The organism is Mariniflexile sp. TRM1-10 (assembly GCF_003425985.1).
Classification (GTDB): Bacteria; Bacteroidota; Bacteroidia; order Flavobacteriales; family Flavobacteriaceae; genus Mariniflexile.
In genome coordinates this window covers 619,208-643,211 of sequence record NZ_CP022985.1, presented here as the reverse complement: position 1 = coordinate 643,211, position 24,004 = coordinate 619,208, and the positions used below count along the sequence as shown (strand labels likewise).

General features: G+C 31.9%; 24 protein-coding genes. 19 read left to right on the top strand and 5 right to left on the bottom strand.

The annotated features are described in order from the left end of the window. Positions 1–60 precede the first annotated feature (60 nt). From CJ739_RS03050 to CJ739_RS03045, 3 genes are all read left to right on the top strand, one after another. Positions 61–2,934, top strand: a complete 2,874-nt coding sequence (locus tag CJ739_RS03050; RefSeq protein WP_117172581.1) for a type I restriction endonuclease subunit R — start codon at positions 61–63, stop codon at positions 2,932–2,934. Between the two features lie 106 nt (positions 2,935–3,040). Then, entirely contained in the window at positions 3,041–3,175 is a 135-nt protein-coding gene (locus tag CJ739_RS20690; RefSeq protein ID WP_257791454.1) for a hypothetical protein, read from the top strand. Positions 3,176–3,641: 466 nt separating this feature from the next. Then, positions 3,642–3,914 (top strand): hypothetical protein, encoded by a 273-nt coding sequence (locus tag CJ739_RS03045; protein WP_117172580.1) that lies wholly within the window; start codon positions 3,642–3,644, stop codon positions 3,912–3,914. A gap of 29 nt (positions 3,915–3,943) precedes the next feature. Here CJ739_RS03045 and CJ739_RS03040 read toward each other — a convergent pair whose 3' ends face one another. Further along, on the bottom strand, positions 3,944–4,252 hold the full coding sequence (locus CJ739_RS03040; protein ID WP_117172579.1) for a helix-turn-helix domain-containing protein: 309 nt from the start codon (positions 4,250–4,252) through the stop codon (positions 3,944–3,946). A gap of 397 nt (positions 4,253–4,649) precedes the next feature. On the opposite strand from CJ739_RS03040, the gene CJ739_RS03035 reads away from it, so the two are divergent. From CJ739_RS03035 to CJ739_RS03020, 4 genes are all read left to right on the top strand, one after another. Continuing rightward, a complete protein-coding gene (locus tag CJ739_RS03035) occupies positions 4,650–4,991 on the top strand; it encodes a hypothetical protein (protein WP_117172578.1) in 342 nt (113 codons plus the stop codon). Between the two features lie 88 nt (positions 4,992–5,079). Then, positions 5,080–5,622, top strand: a complete 543-nt coding sequence (locus CJ739_RS03030) for a sigma-70 family RNA polymerase sigma factor (RefSeq protein ID WP_117172577.1) — start codon at positions 5,080–5,082, stop codon at positions 5,620–5,622. 644 nt (positions 5,623–6,266) lie between these two features. After that, the gene (locus CJ739_RS03025) at positions 6,267–9,407 is read left to right on the top strand and encodes a sacsin N-terminal ATP-binding-like domain-containing protein (protein WP_117172576.1); all 3,141 of its coding nucleotides are present in this window, start codon (positions 6,267–6,269) and stop codon (positions 9,405–9,407) included. Positions 9,408–9,410: 3 nt separating this feature from the next. After that, the gene (locus CJ739_RS03020) at positions 9,411–10,484 is read left to right on the top strand and encodes an AlbA family DNA-binding domain-containing protein (protein WP_117172575.1); all 1,074 of its coding nucleotides are present in this window, start codon (positions 9,411–9,413) and stop codon (positions 10,482–10,484) included. A 279-nt stretch (positions 10,485–10,763) separates the two neighbouring features. Here CJ739_RS03020 and CJ739_RS03015 read toward each other — a convergent pair whose 3' ends face one another. Beyond that, positions 10,764–10,985 carry a PTS sugar transporter subunit IIBC gene (locus tag CJ739_RS03015; protein WP_117172574.1) on the bottom strand — a complete coding sequence of 74 codons (222 nt, stop codon included), beginning with the start codon at positions 10,983–10,985 and terminating at the stop codon, positions 10,764–10,766. A 5-nt stretch (positions 10,986–10,990) separates the two neighbouring features. Then, positions 10,991–12,460, bottom strand: a complete 1,470-nt coding sequence (locus CJ739_RS03010) for a recombinase family protein (RefSeq protein WP_117172573.1) — start codon at positions 12,458–12,460, stop codon at positions 10,991–10,993. 710 nt (positions 12,461–13,170) lie between these two features. Here CJ739_RS03010 and CJ739_RS03005 point away from each other — a divergent pair. Genes CJ739_RS03005 through CJ739_RS02995 form a run of 3 tightly spaced genes read left to right on the top strand, consistent with a single transcriptional unit; the run spans position 13,171 to position 14,717 of the window. Continuing rightward, on the top strand, positions 13,171–13,791 hold the full coding sequence (locus tag CJ739_RS03005) for a hypothetical protein (protein ID WP_162880112.1): 621 nt from the start codon (positions 13,171–13,173) through the stop codon (positions 13,789–13,791). Positions 13,792–13,831: 40 nt separating this feature from the next. Continuing rightward, complete coding sequence (locus CJ739_RS03000; RefSeq protein ID WP_117172571.1) at positions 13,832–14,218, top strand: hypothetical protein; 387 nt, start codon at positions 13,832–13,834, stop codon at positions 14,216–14,218. A 1-nt stretch (position 14,219) separates the two neighbouring features. Continuing rightward, positions 14,220–14,717 (top strand): GIY-YIG nuclease family protein, encoded by a 498-nt coding sequence (locus tag CJ739_RS02995; protein WP_117172570.1) that lies wholly within the window; start codon positions 14,220–14,222, stop codon positions 14,715–14,717. A gap of 478 nt (positions 14,718–15,195) precedes the next feature. Here the strand turns inward: CJ739_RS02995 and CJ739_RS02990 are convergent, their stop codons facing one another. Both CJ739_RS02990 and CJ739_RS02985 read right to left on the bottom strand, forming a co-directional pair. Beyond that, the gene (locus CJ739_RS02990; RefSeq protein WP_117172569.1) at positions 15,196–15,582 is read right to left on the bottom strand and encodes a nuclear transport factor 2 family protein; all 387 of its coding nucleotides are present in this window, start codon (positions 15,580–15,582) and stop codon (positions 15,196–15,198) included. A 14-nt stretch (positions 15,583–15,596) separates the two neighbouring features. Further along, positions 15,597–16,142: a cysteine hydrolase family protein gene (locus tag CJ739_RS02985; RefSeq protein WP_117172568.1), complete on the bottom strand. Its 546-nt coding sequence runs from the start codon at positions 16,140–16,142 to the stop codon at positions 15,597–15,599. 113 nt (positions 16,143–16,255) lie between these two features. On the opposite strand from CJ739_RS02985, the gene CJ739_RS02980 reads away from it, so the two are divergent. The 9 genes from CJ739_RS02980 (at position 16,256) to CJ739_RS02940 (ending at position 23,989) form a co-directional block, all read left to right on the top strand. Beyond that, a complete protein-coding gene (locus CJ739_RS02980) occupies positions 16,256–16,588 on the top strand; it encodes a winged helix-turn-helix transcriptional regulator (RefSeq protein ID WP_117172567.1) in 333 nt (110 codons plus the stop codon). Positions 16,589–17,066: 478 nt separating this feature from the next. After that, the gene (locus CJ739_RS02975; RefSeq protein ID WP_117172566.1) at positions 17,067–18,299 is read left to right on the top strand and encodes a hypothetical protein; all 1,233 of its coding nucleotides are present in this window, start codon (positions 17,067–17,069) and stop codon (positions 18,297–18,299) included. A 326-nt stretch (positions 18,300–18,625) separates the two neighbouring features. Then, positions 18,626–19,348: a hypothetical protein gene (locus CJ739_RS02970; RefSeq protein ID WP_205419386.1), complete on the top strand. Its 723-nt coding sequence runs from the start codon at positions 18,626–18,628 to the stop codon at positions 19,346–19,348. Positions 19,349–19,595: 247 nt separating this feature from the next. Beyond that, positions 19,596–19,910, top strand: a complete 315-nt coding sequence (locus CJ739_RS02965) for a DUF3892 domain-containing protein (protein ID WP_117172565.1) — start codon at positions 19,596–19,598, stop codon at positions 19,908–19,910. Between the two features lie 126 nt (positions 19,911–20,036). Continuing rightward, the gene (locus CJ739_RS02960; protein WP_117172564.1) at positions 20,037–20,894 is read left to right on the top strand and encodes a restriction endonuclease; all 858 of its coding nucleotides are present in this window, start codon (positions 20,037–20,039) and stop codon (positions 20,892–20,894) included. Between the two features lie 304 nt (positions 20,895–21,198). Next, positions 21,199–21,609 (top strand): hypothetical protein, encoded by a 411-nt coding sequence (locus CJ739_RS02955; protein ID WP_117172563.1) that lies wholly within the window; start codon positions 21,199–21,201, stop codon positions 21,607–21,609. 179 nt (positions 21,610–21,788) lie between these two features. Further along, positions 21,789–22,034, top strand: coding sequence for a hypothetical protein (locus tag CJ739_RS02950; RefSeq protein ID WP_117172562.1), 246 nt, complete (start codon positions 21,789–21,791; stop codon positions 22,032–22,034). Positions 22,035–22,093: 59 nt separating this feature from the next. Continuing rightward, positions 22,094–23,590, top strand: coding sequence for an efflux RND transporter periplasmic adaptor subunit (locus CJ739_RS02945; RefSeq protein ID WP_117172561.1), 1,497 nt, complete (start codon positions 22,094–22,096; stop codon positions 23,588–23,590). A gap of 48 nt (positions 23,591–23,638) precedes the next feature. Then, positions 23,639–23,989: a four helix bundle protein gene (locus tag CJ739_RS02940; protein WP_117172560.1), complete on the top strand. Its 351-nt coding sequence runs from the start codon at positions 23,639–23,641 to the stop codon at positions 23,987–23,989. Positions 23,990–24,004 lie beyond the last annotated feature (15 nt).

Here is a 24,004-nt window from a genome sequence, read left to right as displayed (position 1 = left end):
TATTTTGTTAAATTTGTACATACTTAAAGCCAACACAATAACTCCTAATTCATAATCATTTTGAGCAAGCAGTCAGAACAAATCTTAGAACAACAACTAATAGTCCAATTACAAAAATTGGGTCATAAATACATTACCATTGCTGATGAAAAAGCTTTACTTGCAAATCTGAAAACGCAATTAGAAAAACACAATAATATACAATTTAGCGACAGTGAATTTGAAAAAGTATTAAATATACTGAATAAAGGTTCTGTTTTTGAAAAAGCCAAAATATTACGTGAAACGAAGCATCATATCTTAAGAGATAATGGAGATAATCTATATTTTGAATTTTTGAACGTAGAACATTGGTGTCAAAATGAATATCAGGTTACCAATCAGATTACACAGGAAGGAAAATACGAAAATCGTTATGATGTTACCTTGCTAATTAATGGACTACCATTAGTTCAGATAGAACTAAAGCGTAGGGGGCTGGAAATGAAAGAAGCTTTCAATCAAATCAACCGCTATCAGAAGCATAGTTTTGGAGCAGGAAAAGGGTTGTTTCATTTTGTACAATTGTTTATTATTAGTAATGGCGTAAATACCAAGTATTTCAGCAACTTCGGTATCCATAAACAGGAATACCTGCAAACCTTCCATTGGACAGACGAGAACAATAATCCTCTTAATAATATTCTGAATGGTTTTACTGATACTTTCTTAGAACCGTGTCATATCAGTAAAATGATATGTAAATATATTGTTCTTAATGAAACAGATAAGCGGTTAATGGTGCTTCGTCCCTATCAATATTATGCTGTGGAAAGTATTATAAAAAAAGTAACCGAAAACGAAATATTAAATGGCTATAATGTAGCGAAAAACGGATATATCTGGCATACCACAGGAAGTGGAAAAACTTTAACAAGTTTCAAAGCCAGCCAGATTCTATCAAAAATTGCTGCTATCAAAAAAGTAGTTTTTGTAGTAGATAGAAAGGATTTAGATTATCAAACCAATAAGGAATACGATAGCTTTAGCAAAGGATCAGTAAGTTCAGCAACAAACACAGATGACCTTATTAGAAAATTCAATGATCCGAATGTAAAAATTATTGTTACAACTATTCAGAAGCTGAATAATGCAATTTCCGGCCGTAATTTAGGTAAAATGAAAGCCCTTCAAAACGAAAGAATGGTATTTATTTTTGATGAATGTCACCGTTCACAATTTGGAGATACACATCAAAACATCGTGGGTTATTTTCATAATATTCAATTGTTTGGTTTTACAGGGACGCCTATTTTGGCAGAGAATGCAAATGGAGAAAAAACCACAGCCAGTTTATTCGGTAAATGCCTCCATAAATATGTAATTACAGATGCTATTAGAGATGAAAATGTTTTGAGATTCTCGATTGAATATATTCAAACTTTCAAGAAAAAGGATAATATCATTGACTTGAAGGTTGAAAAAATCAATGAAGCTGAGGTTTTTGAAGCTCCCGAACGTAAAGGAGCAATAGTTGATTACATCATTCAACACCACGATCAGAAAACACAATCCAAAAAATTCTGTGCAATGATGTGTGTTCAAGATATTGATGCCATTATTGAGTACTATGAAATTTTTAAACGTAAGAAACTGAATGGTGAACATAATTTAAAAATAGCCACTATTTTCAGTTATGCTCAAAACGAGGAAGAGATTGAGGATCAATTGGCTAGTCAACTGAATTTGGCTGCCGAGCCACAAATAGAATATGTCTTCAAACCGCACCGTAGAGAATTGTTGGAAACGTATGTGCAAGATTTCAACGAACTTTTTGGAATGGCAGAAAATATTAAGGATAGTGAAGGCTTTTACAATTATTATAATGCTGTTGCCAGAAAATCTAAACATCCTAAACATGAAACAGATATTTTATTAATCGCTAATATGTTTTTAACGGGTTATGACAGTAAAAATCTGAATACATTGTATGTTGATAAAAACCTTCAATACCATGGACTTATTCAAGCTTTTAGCCGTACTAATCGCACTTTAGACAAAAACAAGACACAGGGTAATATTGTATGTTTTCGAAATTTGAAAGATAAAACAGATGAAGCAATTGCACTATTTAGTAATAAAGATGCAATTGATGAAATTATCGTTGAACCTTATGAAGTCTATACCGAAAAATTCAATGAAGTAATCGAAAAATTACTAGAAATTGTTCCCCAGAGTAGCTCTGTAGATAATCTATATACTGAAGAAGATAAGTTAGAGTTTATTTTGATATTCAGAGCACTTATACGCCTGCACAAAAAAATGAGCCATTACTCCGAGTTTACTTGGGATGATTTGCAAATTGAGGAACAGTTATTTGCTGATTACACAAGTAAGTATTTGGATTTGAAGGATAAACTTAGCAATAGCACGACAATAGAAAAAACATCTATCTTAAATGATATTGATTTTGAATTGGAGTTGATTAGACGTGATACAATCAACGTTACCTACATTATTCAATTATTGATTAAGTTTAAATTAAAACACAGTTCAAAAGATAAGGAAAGTATTGAAAAAGAGATTTCAAACTTATTAAATACCGAAGTGTCATTAAGAAGTAAAAGAGAACTGATTGAAAAATTTATTCAAGAAAGTTTACCTTACATTGACGATACCGATATAATCCCCGAGGTATTTGAAAAATTCTGGAATGAAGAACAAGAAAAAGCACTTCAAGATTTGGTAAAAACAGAAAATCTTTCTGATGAAAAAACTGAAAAATTGATAGAAAATTATCTTTTTACAGAAAGAGAACCCTTAAGAAAAGAAATTTTAGACCTTCGTATAGAAGGAAGACCTAGTGTTCTAAAATCTAAAGAAGTGGGCGACCGAATATTGAATAAAATTTTAGATTTTGTGGATACTTTTGTTAATGGCATATCTGGAATATAATACCGAACTAACCATATTGCCTTATGAAATTAAATTTATGGCTATATAAAACGAGACATATTTAAAGCATACAATCATGATTGGATAAAAAAATAAGCCAGTAATTATGACAACTGAGGAAAGGATATGCAAAGAACTATTACACGAACCTGCTTCAACATGGTTTATCAATGGCGATTTTGGAGCGATTCTTTCGGTTTGTTTTAAAGTAAAATTAAATAGAATTTATATGGTATCCTAAACTATTCAGCAGCATATCTGAGTAATTAGAAAGCTTGCCAATATGTTGTAGAATTTTTAACACCTAGTGTTTATGTGGTGTGTAATTATGGTGGCTAAGAAAGCCACTGAAAGGGTATTGGAAAAAATATGGAAAAGGATTATGCAAAGCATTTTTTTCAATACGCTTTACCAGAACATCCAGGCAAAGCTCTTTTATGAGCGATGGAATTTCCATGGGAGAAATAAATGTGCTTTGGGATGAAAAAAGAGAGGAATAAAAACAAGATAATAATATTAATTATGGACTAAGATTTGAAATGAAAAGTTCATCATCATTGGTATTTCAAGACGAAAACATTAATGATGATCAGATTGGATATAAAAAATCTGTGAAAGGATTAAAATTTAAAAGTATTGTGTAATATCCGGAGTTTTATTTGAAAAAGATTTCAAGTTTTATTAAGTTTATATATAAACTTAATACTATGAACACTACAGAGCCTGAATATATACTATCTACCAATAGTATTGCCATGGCATTGTACATGGAATCCAAGCAAGCTCTTATGGCATCTGATTGTCATGATTTTATGGTGTTTAGATGTTACGGTCTGGAGACCATTTTGGAAGACCTGATGGAATGGGAGGAGTCTATCTCTATAGATGAAGTTACATATTTGGAGTTACATGGTAACCTTTGCACAAAACTAAGAGTCCATTTTAATATTTCCAAACTGAATTCATCGCTCTTGCTCTAGTTTTGGTCATAACCTTTAAGTAAATTTACTTATAGTGGGATATTCGTTCCATATTTCTCCTCAAATTCTGTAAAAAGGTCTTTCAAAGAATATTTTTCATATCTACATATGTTATATATAGTTGACAAAGGGATTTCATAACCCTCTGGATTTTTCAATTTGGTGAGCGTTGAAGAAGATAGCCCACAAGAACTAGCGTACTTATTTTGTGAAATTTCAGCACCATATTGATCATGGTAAGTATGCAAGAATTTATCAGAAATAAAATTACATAAATATTTATTGACTAAGACATTAGCCTTGTTTAACTCATTCTTATTTTTTTTATCCTTTGCCATATTTAATAATAATGCCAAATCAATGGAATTATCAAAAAAATACTGTTTGCGTTAGCGAATGATTTGGACTTTTCTTATATTGGCTTCAGAAAAAATATATATTTGCAATTCTTCAAATAAAAATATTAGAAGCAATTGCTTAGAATCTCGTTTCAGAAAACTGGTAATTTAAAGGAACGAGTGGATAAGTAAGATACTCTCTCGTCTCTCAATGGGCGTGGGCTCACTTATTCGTGTGTTGGGTAACCAGTACCTTTGAAACGTTTAAGTTGAGTTCCACGTCTTTTTTGTTTTCGCACATAAAGGGTTGAATGGGGTGTTAACCTTATTTTTTACGCAACTTCAACTTTACGGCACACTATAAAATGAGTATATATTAACCTTAAAGCTAATTTCTATGGAAAAAAACAAGGAACCTATAGAGCCCCATTCCTTTATACTGTCACAGCACGATATTATTACCTCATTGGCACTATTGTTGGACAGATCCGACCTCAGCAATGCTGTTAAAGAACACTGCGCCACTGCGCTTAAGGTAATAGGCATTATAAGTACCGATCTGGTCTATGGCACAGGAACACATCTTTTATCAAGAAAAGAATTTGACAGATTCTTTAAATCGCTTCCAGCTGCATATTTTAACAACAGGGAATTGATACCCGTTGTTACACTGACCAAGAACATAAAAAAGTGCATCGAAGCAGATGAAGTTGTGGCCATTGGACGGGAAGATGTATAGTCTTAAAAAAGACGAAAAACATATAGTTGAGATGCTTTGTCCCAATCAAGACTATTTTTATTTTGACTAACTCCATTCCAATAAAACCATAAGGGAAGGAAAAAAAGAACCAACACTTAAGGACTACAACAAATTTTCTAAGAGTCTGTACCCACAGCTATGCGTATTCGCATATAAGTACCTTAATGATTTGGAGATATCAAAAGACCTCGTTCAGGAGATTTTTATAAAGGTATGGGAAGACAAGACTGCTTTTCAAGATGATGACCATACCACTGAATATTTTTATAAAGCCGTGAGGAATAAATGTTTCAACCATCTAAAAAGCAAACGGCACTTGTTTACAGAGCGGTATTGGGAGCAAAATATAGAAACCTATGAAACGGAAGAATTCCTTATGTACGGGGCAGTAGTTGTGGAAACAACAGTCATCATAGAAAACGCTATCAAGACACTGCCAGACAAAGCGGCACAGGTTATTAGACTTAGCATCAAGGACTATACAAATGATGAGATTGCTAAAAAACTGTCCACCTCTGTTAATACAGTTAAGGGCCATAAAAAGGTGGCATACTGTAAATTAAGAAACCTGCTTGGGTTTTTAAGGCAAGTTTTAATAGTTATTACATAAAACTCTTTAATAACGTAACTATGTAATAATCTGGAAGCTATTCTTTATGTGGCATTTTAAAATAACTATTTATTGTTTATGTGATGTGTAAGTATGGTGGCTTAGAAAGCCACTAAAAGGGTGTTGAAAAATATCATGCAGGGTGAAGCTAAGCGATTTTTTCAATACGCTTTACTAGAACATCCAATAATGCTCTTTTATGTGCGGTGGGATTTGCGTGGGAGAAATAAATGTGCTTTGTGGATGAAAAAATGCAGGACTACTAAATCCTGCTTTCCACTTTTGAATAAGATACTAAATAGTTTGTACTTTCATTAATATTGTATAGAATAATATTCTAAGTCTATTTTTGGTTGTTAAAGACAAGATAGATCACGTTAAAAGAAAATATACAAAATAATGAGATATTTTTTACAAAAAAATATTATTTTTATAGAGTTAACATTTGAAGTTACTGAAAAGCAGTCTAGGATTTTCAAAAGTGTAGTAAAACTTGATAGAAATTTCGATATCTGCATTCATGGCAATAAGAAACTTAATGAAAAACCGTAAAACAAGATGGTCGGAAGTATTATGAAATTTATTATGAAGAAGAGAAGTAAAAGAATGTCAAAATCCAAAAAGAATTTATTATCCCATTTTGTATGAACACAACAAAAGGAATTTTTACTCAATTTGAAAGAGATGAATTAAATAAAATTACTGCTAAGTCGATTCTCGAAAAGCTAATGAATATTCGGCAAAAAATTGATGCTGAATTTACTGCAAGAAGGTTAGTTTGGGAACTCATTCAAAATGCTAAAGACAATGTTAGTCTTAGCAATAAAGAAGGAGAAAGAGTGAATATTAATATAAGTCTAACGGAGAATGAATTTGCGTTTTCCCACAATAAAGGGTATTTCACAAATGAACATATCCGAGGTTTGATAAGAAAATATTCATCCAGTGATAAAAATAGAGAAGCTGATGATCTTGGTAAGTCTCACAAAGTAACTGGACGTTTTGGTACTGGGTTTATGACCACACATCTGCTTTCTGAAAAAGTTAAAGTAATTAGTCATTACAAAAGTGACGATCTATCTTTAAAGCCATTTTCTTTTTGGTTAAATCGAAGTGGGAAAGGTGAAAAAGAGATAATTGATGGTATCAATGAAGCTTTCGAAGAAGCTGACACAAGTATTACGAATAGTTCAAGTATTCGACTGGATAACGAAATTCTACGAACTTCTTTTATCTATCCTTTATCTGACAAAAAAAAATCATTGGCAGCAATAGCATTTGAGGAGGTCAGAAAAGGGATAGCGTATACTTTAATTAATGTTTCTGATATAAGTTCTGTAACTCTTTGTGAAGATTTAGTTGACGAAGTTATATATAGTATCAAACAAACTGACACTAAGTCCTATTTAGGAAGTGAGATATTGATTTTTAATCTGTTAGTAAACGGAGAAGAAACAGAAAATTATTATGTCTCTACTCGGAATACAAGTGTACAAATAATACTTCCTATATTATATAATGAAGAGAGCAACAATTATTCCGTTCAGCAGTTGGATGGGTCAATTCCTAGACTTCATTTAGATTTCCCAATGATTGGAACTGAAGATTTACATTTACCTTTTATAATTAATAGCTCATTGTTTGAGCCAACTGAACCAAGAGATGGGGTAAGTCTTATTGATGATGATGACAATGAGTTTTCAAAATTGAACTGTAAATTGGTTCTACAAGCTGTAGAACTATACAAAGTACTGTTGTCCTATATTGAACAAAATACAAATTGGGGTGATTTATATAATTTGGCGAGAATAAAAAATCCAAAACAGCATTCTTGGATTGACAATAATTGGTTTTGTAGAAATGTAGTTGAAGATTTAAGAAAGAAGCTTCTCTATATTAACATTGTTGATATCACAGAGGATAATAGAATTTCTATGTGGAATGAAAATGGAGAGAATCAGGTATATTTTCCACATGCAAGTAATAGAATTGTCAGGAAGAAATTATGGAAATTACTTAAAAAATTATATCCTCAGTCAGTTCCAATGAATCATATAGAGGAGTGGGATGAGATTATTTGGAGTGATTGTTATAGTTTTTCAATCTCTAACTTATCACAAGAAATAGAAAAAATTGGAAGTTTAAGTAATCTTTCGGAACAACTTGAAAAAGAAGAAGAAAAAGCAATAACCTTCTTGAATGATTATTATAATTTATTGAATGTAGAAAAAAACCATGTTAAGGAAATAGCAACAGATGAATTTGCTGTAATACCCAATCAATTAGGTGATTTTCAAAAGAAGACCAAATTATATGTTGATAAGAATATTGATGAAGAGGTAAAAAATGTATGTTCTTTTATAAGCCAAAACCCTAGAGAATATTTAATTCATAAAAGAATATTTACAGGTAGTGGCATTGAGTATCATATAAAAAAACAAGACGATATTATATCGGAGATAAACAGTATTATTAAGGAAGGGAATAATGATAATATATCTGATTCTTGTGATTATTTAGCATCTTTATTTCCGGATACAAATATAACGGAAAAACGATTATCCATTTTTGAATTTTCTAGAAGAGTTTATCCTGATGATTTTTCAAAAAAAAGGAAAATAATTTATCCCGATGACAAATTATGGGAGGAATCTGATAAAAAATCACTTTTCTACATTGTTTCAAAAATTGCTAATTATAAAAATATTGAAAAGGCCGTAGAAGAATTAACCTTTAAAGATAAGGGCGATTTCCTAATATGGTTAGATTCTTTAATTTTATTTTTACTTAAAGAGAAATTTGAAAACAATATTAATAGAGAAAAATATCCCATTTTACCTAATCAAAATGGACATTTTTGCTCAAAAGAACATTTGTTTTTAGATGATGGAAATATTGATGAAATATTGAAAGATATATCTGAAGAACTGGGTTATGATTTTAGGGATGAGTTTTTGGATAAATCTATATTTCTCAAATTACCTGAAAACAGAACGTATACTATTGAAAATGTTGCAGAAAAGATTTCTGCTTTTGTGAAACCCATATTGAGAGATATTGATAAAAGAAAGGAACATAAAGAGACCTTAAAAAAGCTATATGTATGGATGAATGAAAACAAAGAAAAATCTAATACTCTTTTTTCCGACTTGTTTGAACGGAGATTTCTTTTTTTGGAAGATGATGATATTTCTTTAAACATGAAGAAAGCAACAGAACTCGATCAACTATTAGAAGAACATGGAATTGAAAACATGGAGGATTTGCGTATTCAGTTATCGAAACTTACTAACAATAGTAATGATTTTCAAGAAAATGAAGATGAGAAGATTGATATCACTCGTGAAATTCTGGTTAGCTTAGGGATTTCTTCTCCAGAACAATTAGAAGAAGCATTTAAAGACCCAACTATTTCTAGTAGATTTTATCATACATCTACTCACACGATTGACATGTTTATTTATGCACAAGGACTTATCGAGAGAACAAAACAGAATATAATTAAGTTACTAGAGAATCATCCAGATTATGATTGTACAGACTTGGAAGAAACAGCCCATACAACTTTGGCTGGGATTATAAAAAATGGTGTTCCAATTCAAATTGTAACTAGGCCATCTGATAATGGTGAAGTTATTGTTTATTATTCTTCTGAAAAGGACACCTTAGATAGTGACAATTCCGAACTTTGGGTTGACAATGGCGTTGATGAACCACATATTCTTACATTAGGAAGAATCCTTAAAAGTACGGGTATCAATCGAATCCCAATAAATATGAATTAATCCATGGAATTACAAGAACAAGTATCATCAATTATATTACAACCTGAAAGCGAAATACTAGAGTATAAAGCAGTATTACCACCCTCTAAATCCATTGCACAAATAATTTGCTCTTTTGCAAATACGAATGGTGGATTACTAATTTTGGGGGTTTCTGAAATCGGAGGACTTAAGGCTTCAGGTTTAAGTGAGGATTTTAGAGCCACTTCAATTACTCATAAAGCAATAGATTTATTATCACCTAGACCAGTAGCAGATTATGGATATGTGGAATACAATAGTAAAAAGCTATTTGCGATAAGGGTTGAAAAGTCTCCTGTTGTAATTTCCCTTGAAGGAAAAATATTTGAAAGACGCGGTGATAAGGTTGTTCAAACAAATCCAACTAATAATATATTCCAAGCTGGAGGATATGATAAAATTTCAGCAATCAACGCAATTTTAGAGTCCTTAAAAAGTAGTACAACTGGTTCCAAGTTAAGACTTTTGGAACATTATCAAAGTGTTTTGAAGATGATTGATAATCTTAAGCCTTTGCTATATCCTGAGAATCCTAGTAAATTTACAACAATTAAAGAAGGGAAAGTTTTATCTAGAATCTTATTTTCTTCTGTAGTAGATAACTTTGAAACTTATTTATCAGACATTCTTTTTGAAATTTATTTGGCTAAACCTGATACTTTAAAATCTGAACAAATGGTGAAGGTTGAAGATGTCTTAAATTGTTCGGACATACAGGATTTTATTACGTTTTGGGCTAAGCAGAAAATAGGGAAGTTGCAAAAAGGTAGTGTAAAGGGTTTTATAGCTGATAACAAACAGATTAAAGATTTGAATGCAATTAACAAATCTGTCCAAGATGATATAGAAAGAATTTTACAAATAAGACATTTATACTCTCACAGAAATGGAATCGTAGATGACAAGTTTCTTAAATACTTTCCAGTAGGATACTCTTATGGAACCGAACATCAAATGTCAATAGAGGAAGTTTTGGACAAAATAGAATATTTAGCTGGTATTATTCATAAGATTGATGATGCAGTAATATTTAAATATAATCTGTCTACACTTTAAGAAATCTAAGTCAATTTGATTGCGTTGACGCAATCAATTGCTTTAGTAAAACTATCCATTTTTTGCGAATTTGAATAAAAATTATCTTAGAGCTAGATTCCCTAAATCCTCTAAAAAATGGTTCGACAATTGTACAGTGAAGTCACTTAAGGAGACACTGTTTAACAGTTGTCTCCTTTTTTTATGCCAATAAAGTCCTGTAAACCAAACAGTTTTGTTTGGTCATTTGTAGTTCGATTTTTTTACCAACCAAAATCTTTAGATAGTATATAAAACTACCTAAATTCCTTGTTTTGGTACTTTTTTCGGCATTTTTTTCGAAGTTCGATTTCTCTTTAAGGTTTCGACTTCTTTTCCGTCTTTAGGTTTATTGTAATTTTTTGACATGAAATAAAGGAAGTCTAGTATAACAGCCGCTTCAGTATCATTTATCTCAATATCATTTTTTGCTAATGCAATAATTGCCTTCTTAATTGAAACTTTTTTATCCGTGAAACCCATATCTATTAATTTTTTGGTTGTCCTTTCATTACTAATATTTTTGATAGTGCACCATCCAGATTCAAAGAAATATCCCCTGTATTGAAATCAACTCTATGCGGCGGAATCAGATTGACAAGATACTTTTTATCTGCCGGATCCAAATTTGGGAATCCTTGAAAAATATTCACAAACGACCTGATCCCTAACTGACATTTTTCCTCAATATCTTTTAACTTACTATTAATATTACGTAACTCCCTTTTCAAATGTTTGGAATTGACATGGCATTCTCTTTTTAATTCGCCATAATCATCTAATTTTAGTATGTCAGCTACAAATAACTTTCGAGCCTTGGAAAGAATTAATTCCTGCTCATTTAGCTTTCTAACCGTCTGACCTCGATTTTGAAAATACTCTGTTTTGTGTGTGTTTGTATTACAGTTTTCTAAAATAAGTTTGAATAGATCAACCGCTCCGTTTGAAATTACCAGTTGCTGAAGTTTACGCTGGTAACAATCATTAAGAAAAAGTGCGTTGATTCTTGTTTTGCATCTACCTAGGCAATGGTAGTAGGGGTATCTTTTTGTTGTTCCCTTAGAAAAGCTTCCACTAAGTCTTCGGTCACAAATAGGGCACACTAAAAGACCTCTAAGAAAAAAAGTAGCTTTCAGGTGGTCTTTTTTGGAGGTAATCTTTCTTTTTGCTGTAATGACGCCCTGAACCTCGTAAAACAATGCTTCTGATATCAATGGTTCATGGGTTCCTTTTATCATTTCTTGTTCTTCAGAGTTTAATTTTATGGGTATAAGACCACAGTAGATAGAATTCCGTATAATTCTGAAAAAATGTGACCGGGAACACTTCAGTCCCATATCATACGCTATCTGTCGGATTTCCTCAATCGTATAGGTGTTTTTAGCCAACAAATTGAAAACTCGTCTTATAATACCCGCCTCGGGTTGCTTGGGCGCAATGATTTTTTTGCCGTCCACTGTTGTCAGATTAATAAAACCCAGAGGAGCTCTATTGGGATATCTGCCCATCTGTTTTGCACGGCGGATCCCATTTGCCGTGTTCAACGCTCTTCTATTGTTTTCCGCTTCAGGTATTGAAAGATAAACGGCAAGCATTACCGTGCTTTCCGGTACAGAAAAATCTATGGGTTGATCAATGGCCATTGCTGTTGTCCTGTATTTCCTGAGCATACCTATCATCTCATAGGCATATTCGATATTCCTGCTAAATCGATCCCATTTAATGAATAATATACTCTTATCGTTCTTTGATGAGTTACTTTTGATAGCTTCCATTAACTTTTTCCATTCAGGTCGGTTGAAGTTCTTTGCAGAGAAGTCTTCCCTATAAATGCCCTTGACTTCTATATTGTTTTCCTTACAATATTTTAATAACCGATCTTCTTGTTCTGGTAAAGAGTATCCCTTTCTCTTTTGCTCATCCGTACTTACTCGGACGTATAGATAAGTTGTTTTCATAATGAATTATGTATTTGTTTTATTGTTCAAATGAACATTTCATAGATTTTCAAACATTTGAAAATTAGTAGGCAGGATAATAATCTTATTCCATTTGAAATTATTTCAAAAGATTGACTTTTTAAGCCTGCTTATCTATACTGACACAAATGTAGAAAATGGATTACGAGATAATTTCCTCATAATAACGTAAAGATTTATGTGGGAATTGTTTAATTTTCTGTAAAAAGAAGAAAGAAATTATAAGGAAATAGAAATTCCTACGAAAGCTTAAACCGACATATAATACAGCGAAATTAGAAAGCCACGGCAAGGGTATTGAAAAATATCATTATTGGATGTTGCTAGGCGATTTTTTCAATACGCTTTACCAGAACATCCAACAAAGCTCTTTTATAGGTAGTGGAATTGTGTGGGAGAAATAAATGTGCTTAGTGGATGAGAAAATGGAGCATAAAAAAGCAGAATGATTATATATCATTTTGTTCATTGTATTTTACTAAATGTTGTAGAACAGATGTATAAGTCGTTGTATTAGTATGAAAAGATGCAATTAATAAAAGGCTTGTTTGATGATTTGTAAGAAAAAATAAATATATTTGATAACAATAATAAAGCGAAACAAACCTTCGCCAATCTAGATATATTTGGAGGTATATGCGAAGGTTTGTCTCGTCTATATACAAGTTATGCACAATACTAGAACGACAATGAAACAGACGATTTTAATATTAACTTTTGTTTTGACGACATTTTTATGTTTCGGACAAAAACAACATTTGGAACCTGCAAAGGACTTTAAAAAATACGAAGGAGTTCTAAAAGAATATTACGACAATGTTTTCCCATTGTTGTATAAAGGATATTCTGAAAAACCTATAGCGAGATACACATCAATGCCATCTTTCTCTAATGAATACTCTTTTTCTGTAGAGAAAATAGAAGGTAAAAATTATATAGTAAGCAATAGACTATCGGAAAGTTATTGGTATTCAAAAAACAAAAAAAAAGTTAAACTAATCTCAAACAAGACGGAATTAACCAGCGACTTGTATCTTAAAATTGTTGACTTATTCAAACTATTAGAAGAACAGACAAAGAAGCCAGAAGATGATTTAATGGGACTTGACGGAGTAACATACTATTTTGCATCAACCGACAAAAATGATGAGATAAAAATTGGTGAGACTTGGTCTCCTGCTGAGAAATCTTTGCTCGGAAGACTTGTTAAGATTTGTGACAATATTTATTCATTAGGAATTGGAAATAATTTATTCCAGTCAGACATTTTAAAAGAAATTGAAAAATTAAAAATCGACTTAAAACAATGAAGTACTGTGCATAACAGCACGAATTTTAAAGACGACCAATATGATAAAAGAAATACTAGACGGACTGACAAAAATACTTGGGCCAATTGCAACACTCTCAAAAGACAGACGTGAGTTAAAAGACAGTGCTTTAAGAGCAATTTCAAACGCACTTGATGAAACTTTATACTACCGAGACTTGGACAAAGGAAGCCCAAAAAATTTGGAAAGAGAAGCTTTATTGGCAAAATACTGGTCTGCCGCTGCAATTCCAATGAGACATTTTGATGAAAATTTATCAAATATATGCGACCATACATCCGAATATTGGGTCAATCCTGACAACTATGAACAAGAAGACATCAAAGAATTAGGTATTGGGCTAAATGACGTAAGACAGGCTTATAGAAAGATGTTACGACCGTTTTCATTATCAAGAAAAGATTAGAATGAACTTAACTGTAAATGAAATACTAAATCATCATTGGGTTTCAATAGACCTAACATTTGATACTTTAAACGACTGCAAAACTACAGTTCCAAGACAGCCAGGACTGTATTCAATTTCAACAAACACGCCAAAAGAAACACTCAGACAATTTGGACATCGTAATGACATAATGCACTATAATTTAATGAATAAAGTCAATGCCTCTGACCTTATCCCAAGTAAGTTTACCATTAATCAAAATGGTAACGAATTATATTGTGTTTACAATGGACACCATTCTAACTTACGACAGCGTTTATCCGAACATTTTTCAGGTTCAAGAGGAACAGGTTGCTTGGCTCTATTTGAACTTGAACGACTTAGAGAATTTAATTGGACTTTTAAATATTTAGTATTATCTAACATAAATAATTATGTGGACAGTAAAGTTTATAGAACATTTTTAGAACAACATTTAAGAGTAGAAACAGGATGGCCAATACTATGCGGACAATAAAAACTGGTGCTAACAGGCGTTTTGCAAAAAAAGCGGGTTCAGTGGTTAAATAAAGCTGTGCTTCGTATCAAGTTCAGTGGTGGCGGACAGTTTAGTGCTAGATAATAGGTTTAGTCGTAGTTAGTATAATTTGGATTGTTTATCCGAGACTATACTTATAAGAATAAATATAATGGCGGAATGATAGTTGGAAGAATAGGAAGAAATAGAGATGCTTTGGCATCTTTTTTTGTGGGTTTCGCCGCTATCCCTCATGTAAATTTGTGATAGGAAGAGTTTTGCTTTTTTGAATGTTAATCAGTTATATATTTTCTACATTGCATTAAAATATAAGATGATGATTGTCATACATATCTACCTGTTTTTTTGGGAGTGTTGGTATGATTTATCATACTCATATAAACTTTTTAGAAGTAAGCAAAGAGAGACTACCCTTAACAGAATAATCTCTCTTGACTTTAAAGCTTTTGATTAAGATTTAATTCCAAAACTCATCTTCGACATCTTGGTCTTCTGAAAATAACCAAACTTGAACAATTTTTCCATCCACAACTTCAAACAAATCGTTGCTGTTCATATCTACAGTTTTTTCTCCAATTTTGCCATTAAAATGCACAGGAAATGAAACTAAATTTCCATTAACCATCATTGCTCCAGCAGGTTTAATAACTAATGAACCTTGGGTTGCACCCATCATATCGCCAAGCATTTTGCCAATGGCTTCAAGCCCTATTTTTGTTCCAGCAAATTGATGATTTCCTGGTTGATGCCATTTTGCATCAGGACTAAAATGTGAAAATGCTGTAGGAATGTCTCCCTGTGAAAGTGCGATTGAATAAGCCGTTACTACTTCTATTGCTGTCATATTATTTGTTTTTATTAACTATTAAGAAATTCATTCGTGTTTTTCACATCAGCATAAAAGAAAGATAAAGCACTTAAAAATGCGTTGTGAACATCTTCAGCTTTTACCGTTCTACCGTTGATTTCTAAATCTCTTGAAGCACAAGCATCTCCAATTACAGTGCATTCAAAATCAAAGTCTTTTGCTGCTCTCACGGTAGCATCAACACACATATGTGTCATCATACCTGCAATTACTAGTTCTGTAAGGTTTTGAGACTTTAGGTAATCTAAAAGATCTGTATCTTTAAAACTGTTTGGGTAATATTTTGTAATTACTTTTTCTCCATCTAATGGTTTTACATTTTCGTGAATTTCTTGCCCTTTGGTTTCTGGCAAAAAAAACACAGAACCTGGTGCAACAGAAAGATGCTGTATGTGAACGATTGGTAGGTTTTCATTTCTGAATTTTGACAAAACAAGTTTGGCATTTTCACTTGCTGGAAAAGAACCTACTAATTCCATTGCTCCATTCTCGAAATAGTCATTTTGAATGTCTATTATTATTAATGCTTTGCTCATAAGTTTTATTTTTTACAAAGTTATTTGTGCAAAGATAACAATTCACTTACCTTTGCACAAGTACCTACAAATTAGTTAGGTACTTACCAAATAGTTAGAATAACTGGTTATCAATGGAAAAAAAATTAAAAATACATCCAGCATCCGATGAAAGATGTCCTGTTAGAGCTTCTTTAACGCTCTTAAGTGGCAAATGGACACTAATGATACTATTCCAAATCAATGAAAATGTGATGCGATATGGTGAACTGAAAAGGGCTGTCACTGGCATTAGTGAAAAAATGCTGATACAAGAGCTTAATATGCTTGTTGAAAACAAATTAGTTAGTAAAAAAGTTTATCCCCAAATTCCACCGAAAGTAGAATATAGATTAACTGAATTAGGTTTGAAAACTTTGCCAATAGTAGATCAACTTGCTGAATTCGGTTTAGAAAATTTAGTTTAATGATTCTTAAAATAATTATAAAAAAGCATAAAAAATAATTTCTTTAAAAACGACTTTAAAGAGGTTTGTTTTCTAGTTATCTATTTGGGATTACAAGTTGTCAATTCGGGATTGAAACTTTTTAGCACTACTTTACTTTTAACTACTGTTCTATTTTTGATGAATGGAATGGTATGAGATAATAGGTTTAGTCGTAGCTAGTATAACTGGATTGTTTATCCGAGATTATGTTTATAAGAATAAGGTATAATGGCGGAATGATAGTTGGAAGAATAGGAAGAAATAGAGATGCTTTGGCATCTTTTTTTGTTTATGAACTTTTCAATTCAGGATGATTTGTAAGAAAAAATAAATATATTTGATTATAAATATTGTGTGCTAGCAATCACACATATCCACTCTTAATTGGGTTGCTTTGTGTGACTTTGTCATACATATAAACTAGTTGTGTACAATTGTAACCTAACAACATTGATTCATGAATTATACGGTATTTTATTCTTGGCAATCTGACTTGGAAAATAGATATAATCGCTCTTTTATCCAAGATGTACTTGATAAAGCAACCAAAGCTTTTTCTAAAGACGAAAATTTTTCATTAGATGCAGTTGTTGATCGTGATACATTTGGAATGCCTGGCAGTCCATCAATTGTCGAATCAATTACAGGAAAGATAGCAAAATCTGATATTTTTGTCTGTGATATATCCATTATTAATTTATCTTCAACTGGGCGACCAACCCCAAATCCCAACGTATTATATGAATTGGGTTTTGCATCTGCCATATTAGGTTGGGATCGAATAATTATGATCCAAAATACCGCTTTTGGAAATATAGAAAAGCTTCCTTTTGATTTGCGTGGAAGACGTATTTTGCAATACCATTTGGACAGTACAATTGAAGGTAAAGCTGATGAGAAAAATAAGCTTAAAAAACAATTAACAGGTGTTTTTCAAGAAGCCCTTAAACACTACAACAAAGATTACATCACAAAGGAAAAAATTGTTTGGTGGGGAAATTGGAGTATAGAATCTAAAATTAAAATTCATGGTGGTAAATTACTTATTAACCGAGTATCCTCAGATGCTTTCTTTTTCCGCATCATAATATGGGACGGTGCAAGGAGCGGACAAATATCTGGTAAAGCACAAATAGTGACACCGCATTCAGCCTATACAAGAATTAAAACTTTTGACGATCAAGATTGCGAAATTATATTTCGAAGAAGATTAGAAAATGGAGAATGGTTTATTGAAATCGAAGAAGGTGAAGGTTGTAAAATTTTCCATGGTCATAATTCCATATTCTCTGGACATTATAAACATTTACCAGAAATGGTTATTAATTATGGATACTTGGACGAATTAGATTTTAATGAAATTGAGCGAATGACAGGAAAATATTTATCTGTATTTCTTGACAATTTTCAACAGTTTAGTATTGAAAAAGATGAAGAAGACAATGAATTAGTAGTCATTACTGCGGGTGTTAAAGGTCTTTATACAATTATGGAATCAATAGTTATTCTAAATAAGTTTGGCAATATTTGGTGTGCATTTATAGATCCTGAAATAGACAGTATACGCTACTTCACCAATCTAACAAGTCAAGACAAACCAAAATCAATGAAAGATTGGTTATCAAGACTTGCTCAGAAGCAGATTATAGAAAATGATGACAATGAACAAGATTCAAATTTAGATGAGTAATAACAACTGTACACAATAGTTAGAGTTTCGTTGCGTGCGTATCACGAACAATGAAACTCGTGTTAAACGGAACCGCTCTATATCATAGTTATAAAGGCTTAATATCTTCATAAAAAGTAGGTGTTCTAATGATAGCTGGAGGAAGAGAGATAAATAAGGAATACTATTAATTTAATCCAATACCACTGGGAAAAGATGCTTCGGCATCTTTTTTTATATACTGACTTCTCAATTCAGGATGGTTTGTAAGAAAAAATAAATATATTTGATAAGTAGTAAAATTTGACCGCTGGCAGAGCTATCCATCTAAAATTAGATTGATAGGTTTGATAAAAACAGAGCTACAGGCTAGTTATCAGAAATTTTTAAAACACGATATGAACTTCAATCAAATACCAAGTACTGAAAAATGGAATGAGCTATGGTCAGCATTTTTAACTATACAACCAAGAAAAGAAATTTTTGAGCAAAGTGCAGCGGAACATATCCAATTTCATTTTGATTTAAACACTGATTGGTCTCCAATGAGAAATTTCTTTTTTGAAAGATTATCAGCAGCAGAATTTCATTGGTTTTTCGTACAAGGAGTTGACTGTATGTTTAATGAATTTTATGTTCCCGCTGTTTCGTCATTTTTAAACGGTATCGAAGCAAGTTTAAGAATTACAATCGCCCAAATTCAAAATTCCGAAAATGACTTTGTAGAATTAACTCCGTATAAGGTTTTAAGTAATAATTTAATTATGGATGCGAGAAATTTAGGATTACCTATAGAAGCGCTTGCATTTCCAAACGAAACAGACTTTATTGAAAAATTAGAAAGCGTAAAGCCTAACATAAAAATGGTTGAAATCGTCAGGCATAGAAATAACATTTGTCATGGAAATATTCTAGAATTTATAAATACAGAATTGGGAAAAGGAAATTCATTCTTCACTCCTGTTTCTCTTAGGATTCTTTGTTTCGAGTTGTTGAGTATTTCTGGTAAATGGGCGGAACAACTTGGAGAATTCAGAAGGAAAAATAAAATTTCACATTGTGATAAGTAAAACATCTGCTAACAGCTAAGGGATTCGTTGCGTGCGTAGCACGAACAATGAAGCCCGTGTTGAATGGAACTGCTCTATATCATAGTTATAAAGGCTCGAGATTTTCATAAAAAGGGATGTCATGATGATAGCTGGAGGAAGAGGGAATAGGAAAGTTGCTGAGAAGTGTCTTTTTTTATTGATTGCGGGAAACCGTAAAAAGGCTAAAATTTTTGTACATACTTTTACAAAATAAAAAATATTTATTATGGGAGAATACAGAATTTCAGGGATTTGGAAGAATACCAATAATGTAATTACCGATTATGCTTTTCATACTGTCGGTGAAACCACTATTTCGAGAGCTATCAAAAAAACAAAAGTAGAAGCAATTGCGCTTTTAGAAATAAGAGGTAATAGTGCCACAACATGGATGTGGGATTATTCTAGAGCAGAATGGAAAATTGGTGAAATAGTACAAGTGATTAATGGAAGCAATGGAAAATATTTAAGATCAAATCCTGACAATAAATTAACTGACAATTTGGAGCATTTAATCGATTTTGATTGGATTGCGCCATAATTTAATCTTAATGTAAAAAGAAGATACTGAGAAGCATCTTCTTTTTGTTTTAATCCATATCAAAATGATATTTATCTTTGAAGTAACTTAACGGAAGTCCGCAACATTCCTTTTAAAGAAACAACCATGTCTATAGCAAATAAATTAGATTGGAAAACTTATGAATCAATTACAAAATATATCTACGAAACTTTAGGAAAGCAATCTGGAGTTACGATAAAGGGTTATGGTAGTAACTGTAAAGTTAAAGGTAAATCTGGTACAAGTCATCAAATCGATGTATTAACGACACATTCCGATGGAATTCATAGTTATGAAACTGCCATAGAATGTAAATATTGGAAGAAGAAAGTAAATAAGGATGTTGTGATGAAAGTTTCGTCAATTATTGAGGATACTGGCATAAGCAAAGGAGTCATAGTTACAAAGAGTGGTTTTACAAAAGATGGGCTGGAATATGCAAAATTTAAAAATATTGGACTTGTTGAATTAAGAGAACCAACCGACAAAGATCATGAATCTACCCCAAAGGAAATCGAGATAGCAACTTTGCAAATTAATTTAAACATCAGGGCTACTCGTCCGAAACTTTTACAAATCAATCTTGGCAATAATCGCAACTTAGACGTACAAGATGAATTTGATCTGTTCAACTATTTTATTTTACTAAGAGAAGGAAAACGCGTTCCCTTTTATGATTATGTAACTGATTTTCGTTTAGATATAGCAGATCAAAAGGAGGTGGATATTGAAATAACAAAAAGCTACAAACTTCCTGAAAGTTATCTTTTTAGGCGAGGTATAAGTGAAAGCATTCGATTTGACGAGGTTACTATTACAGGGAAATTAACTCAAAATGATTATAGCAAAGGTTTAGAATTTACCCTAGTTGACAAAGTGTGGTTACTAATGAAATCTATTTTTGAAGAACGGACATTTTCTTTTTCGGAAAATGGATTGATTATAGAACATAAGAAAATATAGTTTTAAAATGCTCTTGATTTATAATTGCAAGAGTAGGAAGAAATAGAGATGCTTTGGCATCTTTTTTTGTTTAGGTCAGTAAACTTATCATCCTTTTTTAATATAATTTTAAGTACTGATTTTATTGGGTTTTATAATGATTGATTCTGGAATTCAGCACTATATTTTTAACCTTTTTAAAGGGAATTATTGCTTGATTTGATTTCTGTTTTTTGAATGATAAGATTCCTGAATTTATGTATTGAAGTACCAAGTTTCAATTTGATTATAAATGGTTTAAAAAAAAATAGCTATTTTTGTAAAGATGATAAAAAAGCAAATCTATATTTATTTTCTTTTTTTAGCTTGTTCGCTACAATTAGGACATAGCCTTTTTCCGCATACTCATGCAGAAAATCATCATCATCACCATGGAGAAAAACATCATCACCATCATCATGAAGAAGAACATAATGATGATAACAGTTTGTCTCATTTTTTCTCCCATTTTAATCACCACTCAGATACTTCTTCGAACTATCCTATAGAGGAAGTAACTAAAATTATTAAAAAGGTTTCTAGCGAAGTATTGGCATTTGAAATCCCTTCAAATTGTACCACAAACTTTACTCTTTATCATAAAAAAGAAGTCGTTCGGAATAAAGAACCGCTCATTTTTATTTCACCCCATTTACACTCCTTACAATTTCGTGGGCCACCCACACTTTTTAGCTAAACTATTCATTATTTGAATTACAGGACACTTATTGCCTATTCCAGGCATTAAGTTATTTTTATATGTATCTATTTATTTTTCTTTATCGGTCATATAGAATTCGCATTTCATCTTTTGTGATTGCGACCAATTTTCATTAATACTCATTTCATATATATTAATTTTTTAAAAAAACTACAATGAAAAAATTATTGTTTTCAATGGCAATTGCAGGTATGTTATTAACTGCTTGTAACGAAAAAAAGACTGAAGAACACGGACATGACCACACAGATGGAACACATCAACACGCTGATGGTGAAGAACATGCAAATCACGAAACAGATACAGTTTCACAAGAAGAATTTACTGTTGGTAAAGATAGTACAGCTACAGAAGAAGCTCACGACCACCAACACGAAAATGGAGAAGAACACGACCATTAATTAATTCCTGATGCCCACGATGTCAACCATTATGGGCATCTTCTAAATGATTAAAATATATGAAAATAATAAATAAAATACTGCTTCTAAGTTTATTCTTTATAGGATTTACGAGTTGCAACAACAAAGAAGGAACTAAACACGAAGCTCATTTAGAACCATTAGCTTACACCCTTTATACCGAAAATTCAGAACTATTTGTTGAGTTTAAACCTTTGATTGTAGGCGAAACTTCAAAGTTTGCGGCTCATTTTACAGTTTTAGGTGAAAACTTCAGAGCTTTGACTGATGCTAAAATTACTGTCAGTTTGATTGTAGGTAACAAAGGCATTAAAAATGTGATTGATGCTCCTAGTTCTCCTGGTATATTTCGTTTGGCTTTAAGTCCAAAAACAGCAGGAACAGGAACATTGGTTTTTGATATCGTTACCGAAGATTTTACTGATAAAATCACTATTGAAAATGTAGTTGTTTATTCAGATGAAAAGACAGCTATTACTAAACAAGCGCCTCATTCAGAAAGTACAGATATTTCTTTTCTAAAAGAGCAAACTTGGAAAGTGGAATTTGCTAATCAAGCGATTAAAAAACAGACTTTTAATGATGTCATTAAAACAAGTGGTCAAATCCTTTCTGCTCCTGGAGACGAAATGATTGTTACTGCTAAAGCTAGTGGTGTAGTTGTTTTTTCTGGAAAAAATACTATTGTAGGCTCTGCTGTAAATTCAGGTAACTCGCTTTTTACCATTACTGGAGCTGATATGACAGAGAGTAATATTGATGCTTCAGTAAAAGATGCTAAAGCCAATTATTTAAAAGCTAAAGCAGATTATGAGCGTTCTAAATTATTGGTTGCTGATAAAATTGTTTCTGAAAAAGACCATCAACAAGTGAAGCTACAATTTGAAAATGCACAAACTGCCTACAACACCGTTTCTAAAAATTATAGTGGCAAAGGTCAGAATGTGTTAGCTCCAATGCTGGGTTTTGTTAAAAACATTTTAGTTACAGAAGGACAATTTGTAACTTCAGGAACACCGTTAGCTATTATTTCAAAAAACAAAAGATTATTGGTGCAAGCCAATGTTTCTCAAAACTACTTTAGTAGATTATCAAGTATTACTTCGGCTAATTTTAAAACACCTCAAAGTGATGTAGTGTATAATACGACTGACTTAAATGGTAAAATTGTTTCTTACGGGAAAAGTGCCTCTGCTTCAACTCCATTCATTCCTGTAACTTTTGAAATCAATAACGAAGGTCAATTGATTTCAGGTTCGATTATTGAAATTTATCTTAAATCTTCAGCTATTGCTGATGCTTTAGTTGTTCCGGTTTCTGCTTTAATTGAAGAACAAGGAATTTTCTATGTGTATGTGCAAACTGGTGGCGAAAGCTTCCAAAAAAGAGAAGTAAAACTAGGTGCAAGTGATGGTTTAAATGTCCAAGTTGTATCAGGAATAATTGAAAATGAAAGAGTAGTTACAAAAGGAGGTTATCAAATTAAATTATCTAGTGCATCAGGTGCCTTACCTGCTCACGGACACGAACATTAGAAATGTTGAATGTTGAATGTTGGATGTTGAATTTTAAATTATGAAAGGATGAAGAAAGAAAATATTATAGTAACTAAGTCTTTTGATTTTGCGTTACATATAATTGAGTTATACAAACAGTTGGTGAAACAGAAAGAATATGTTGTGTCAAAGCAATTATTGCGAAGTGGTACAAGTATTGGCGCAAATGTTCAGGAAGCAACTGCTACAATATCTAAAAAAGATTTTACAGCAAAAATGTCAATCTCATCAAAAGAAGCAAGAGAAACAAAATATTGGTTACAATTGCTTGATAGAAGTAAATTAGTAGATTTAGACTATTCAAAATTAATTGATGATGTTGATCAACTCATCAATATTCTTACAGCAATAGTCAAATCGTCTCAGAATAATGATTAATAAATAATTTTGAAT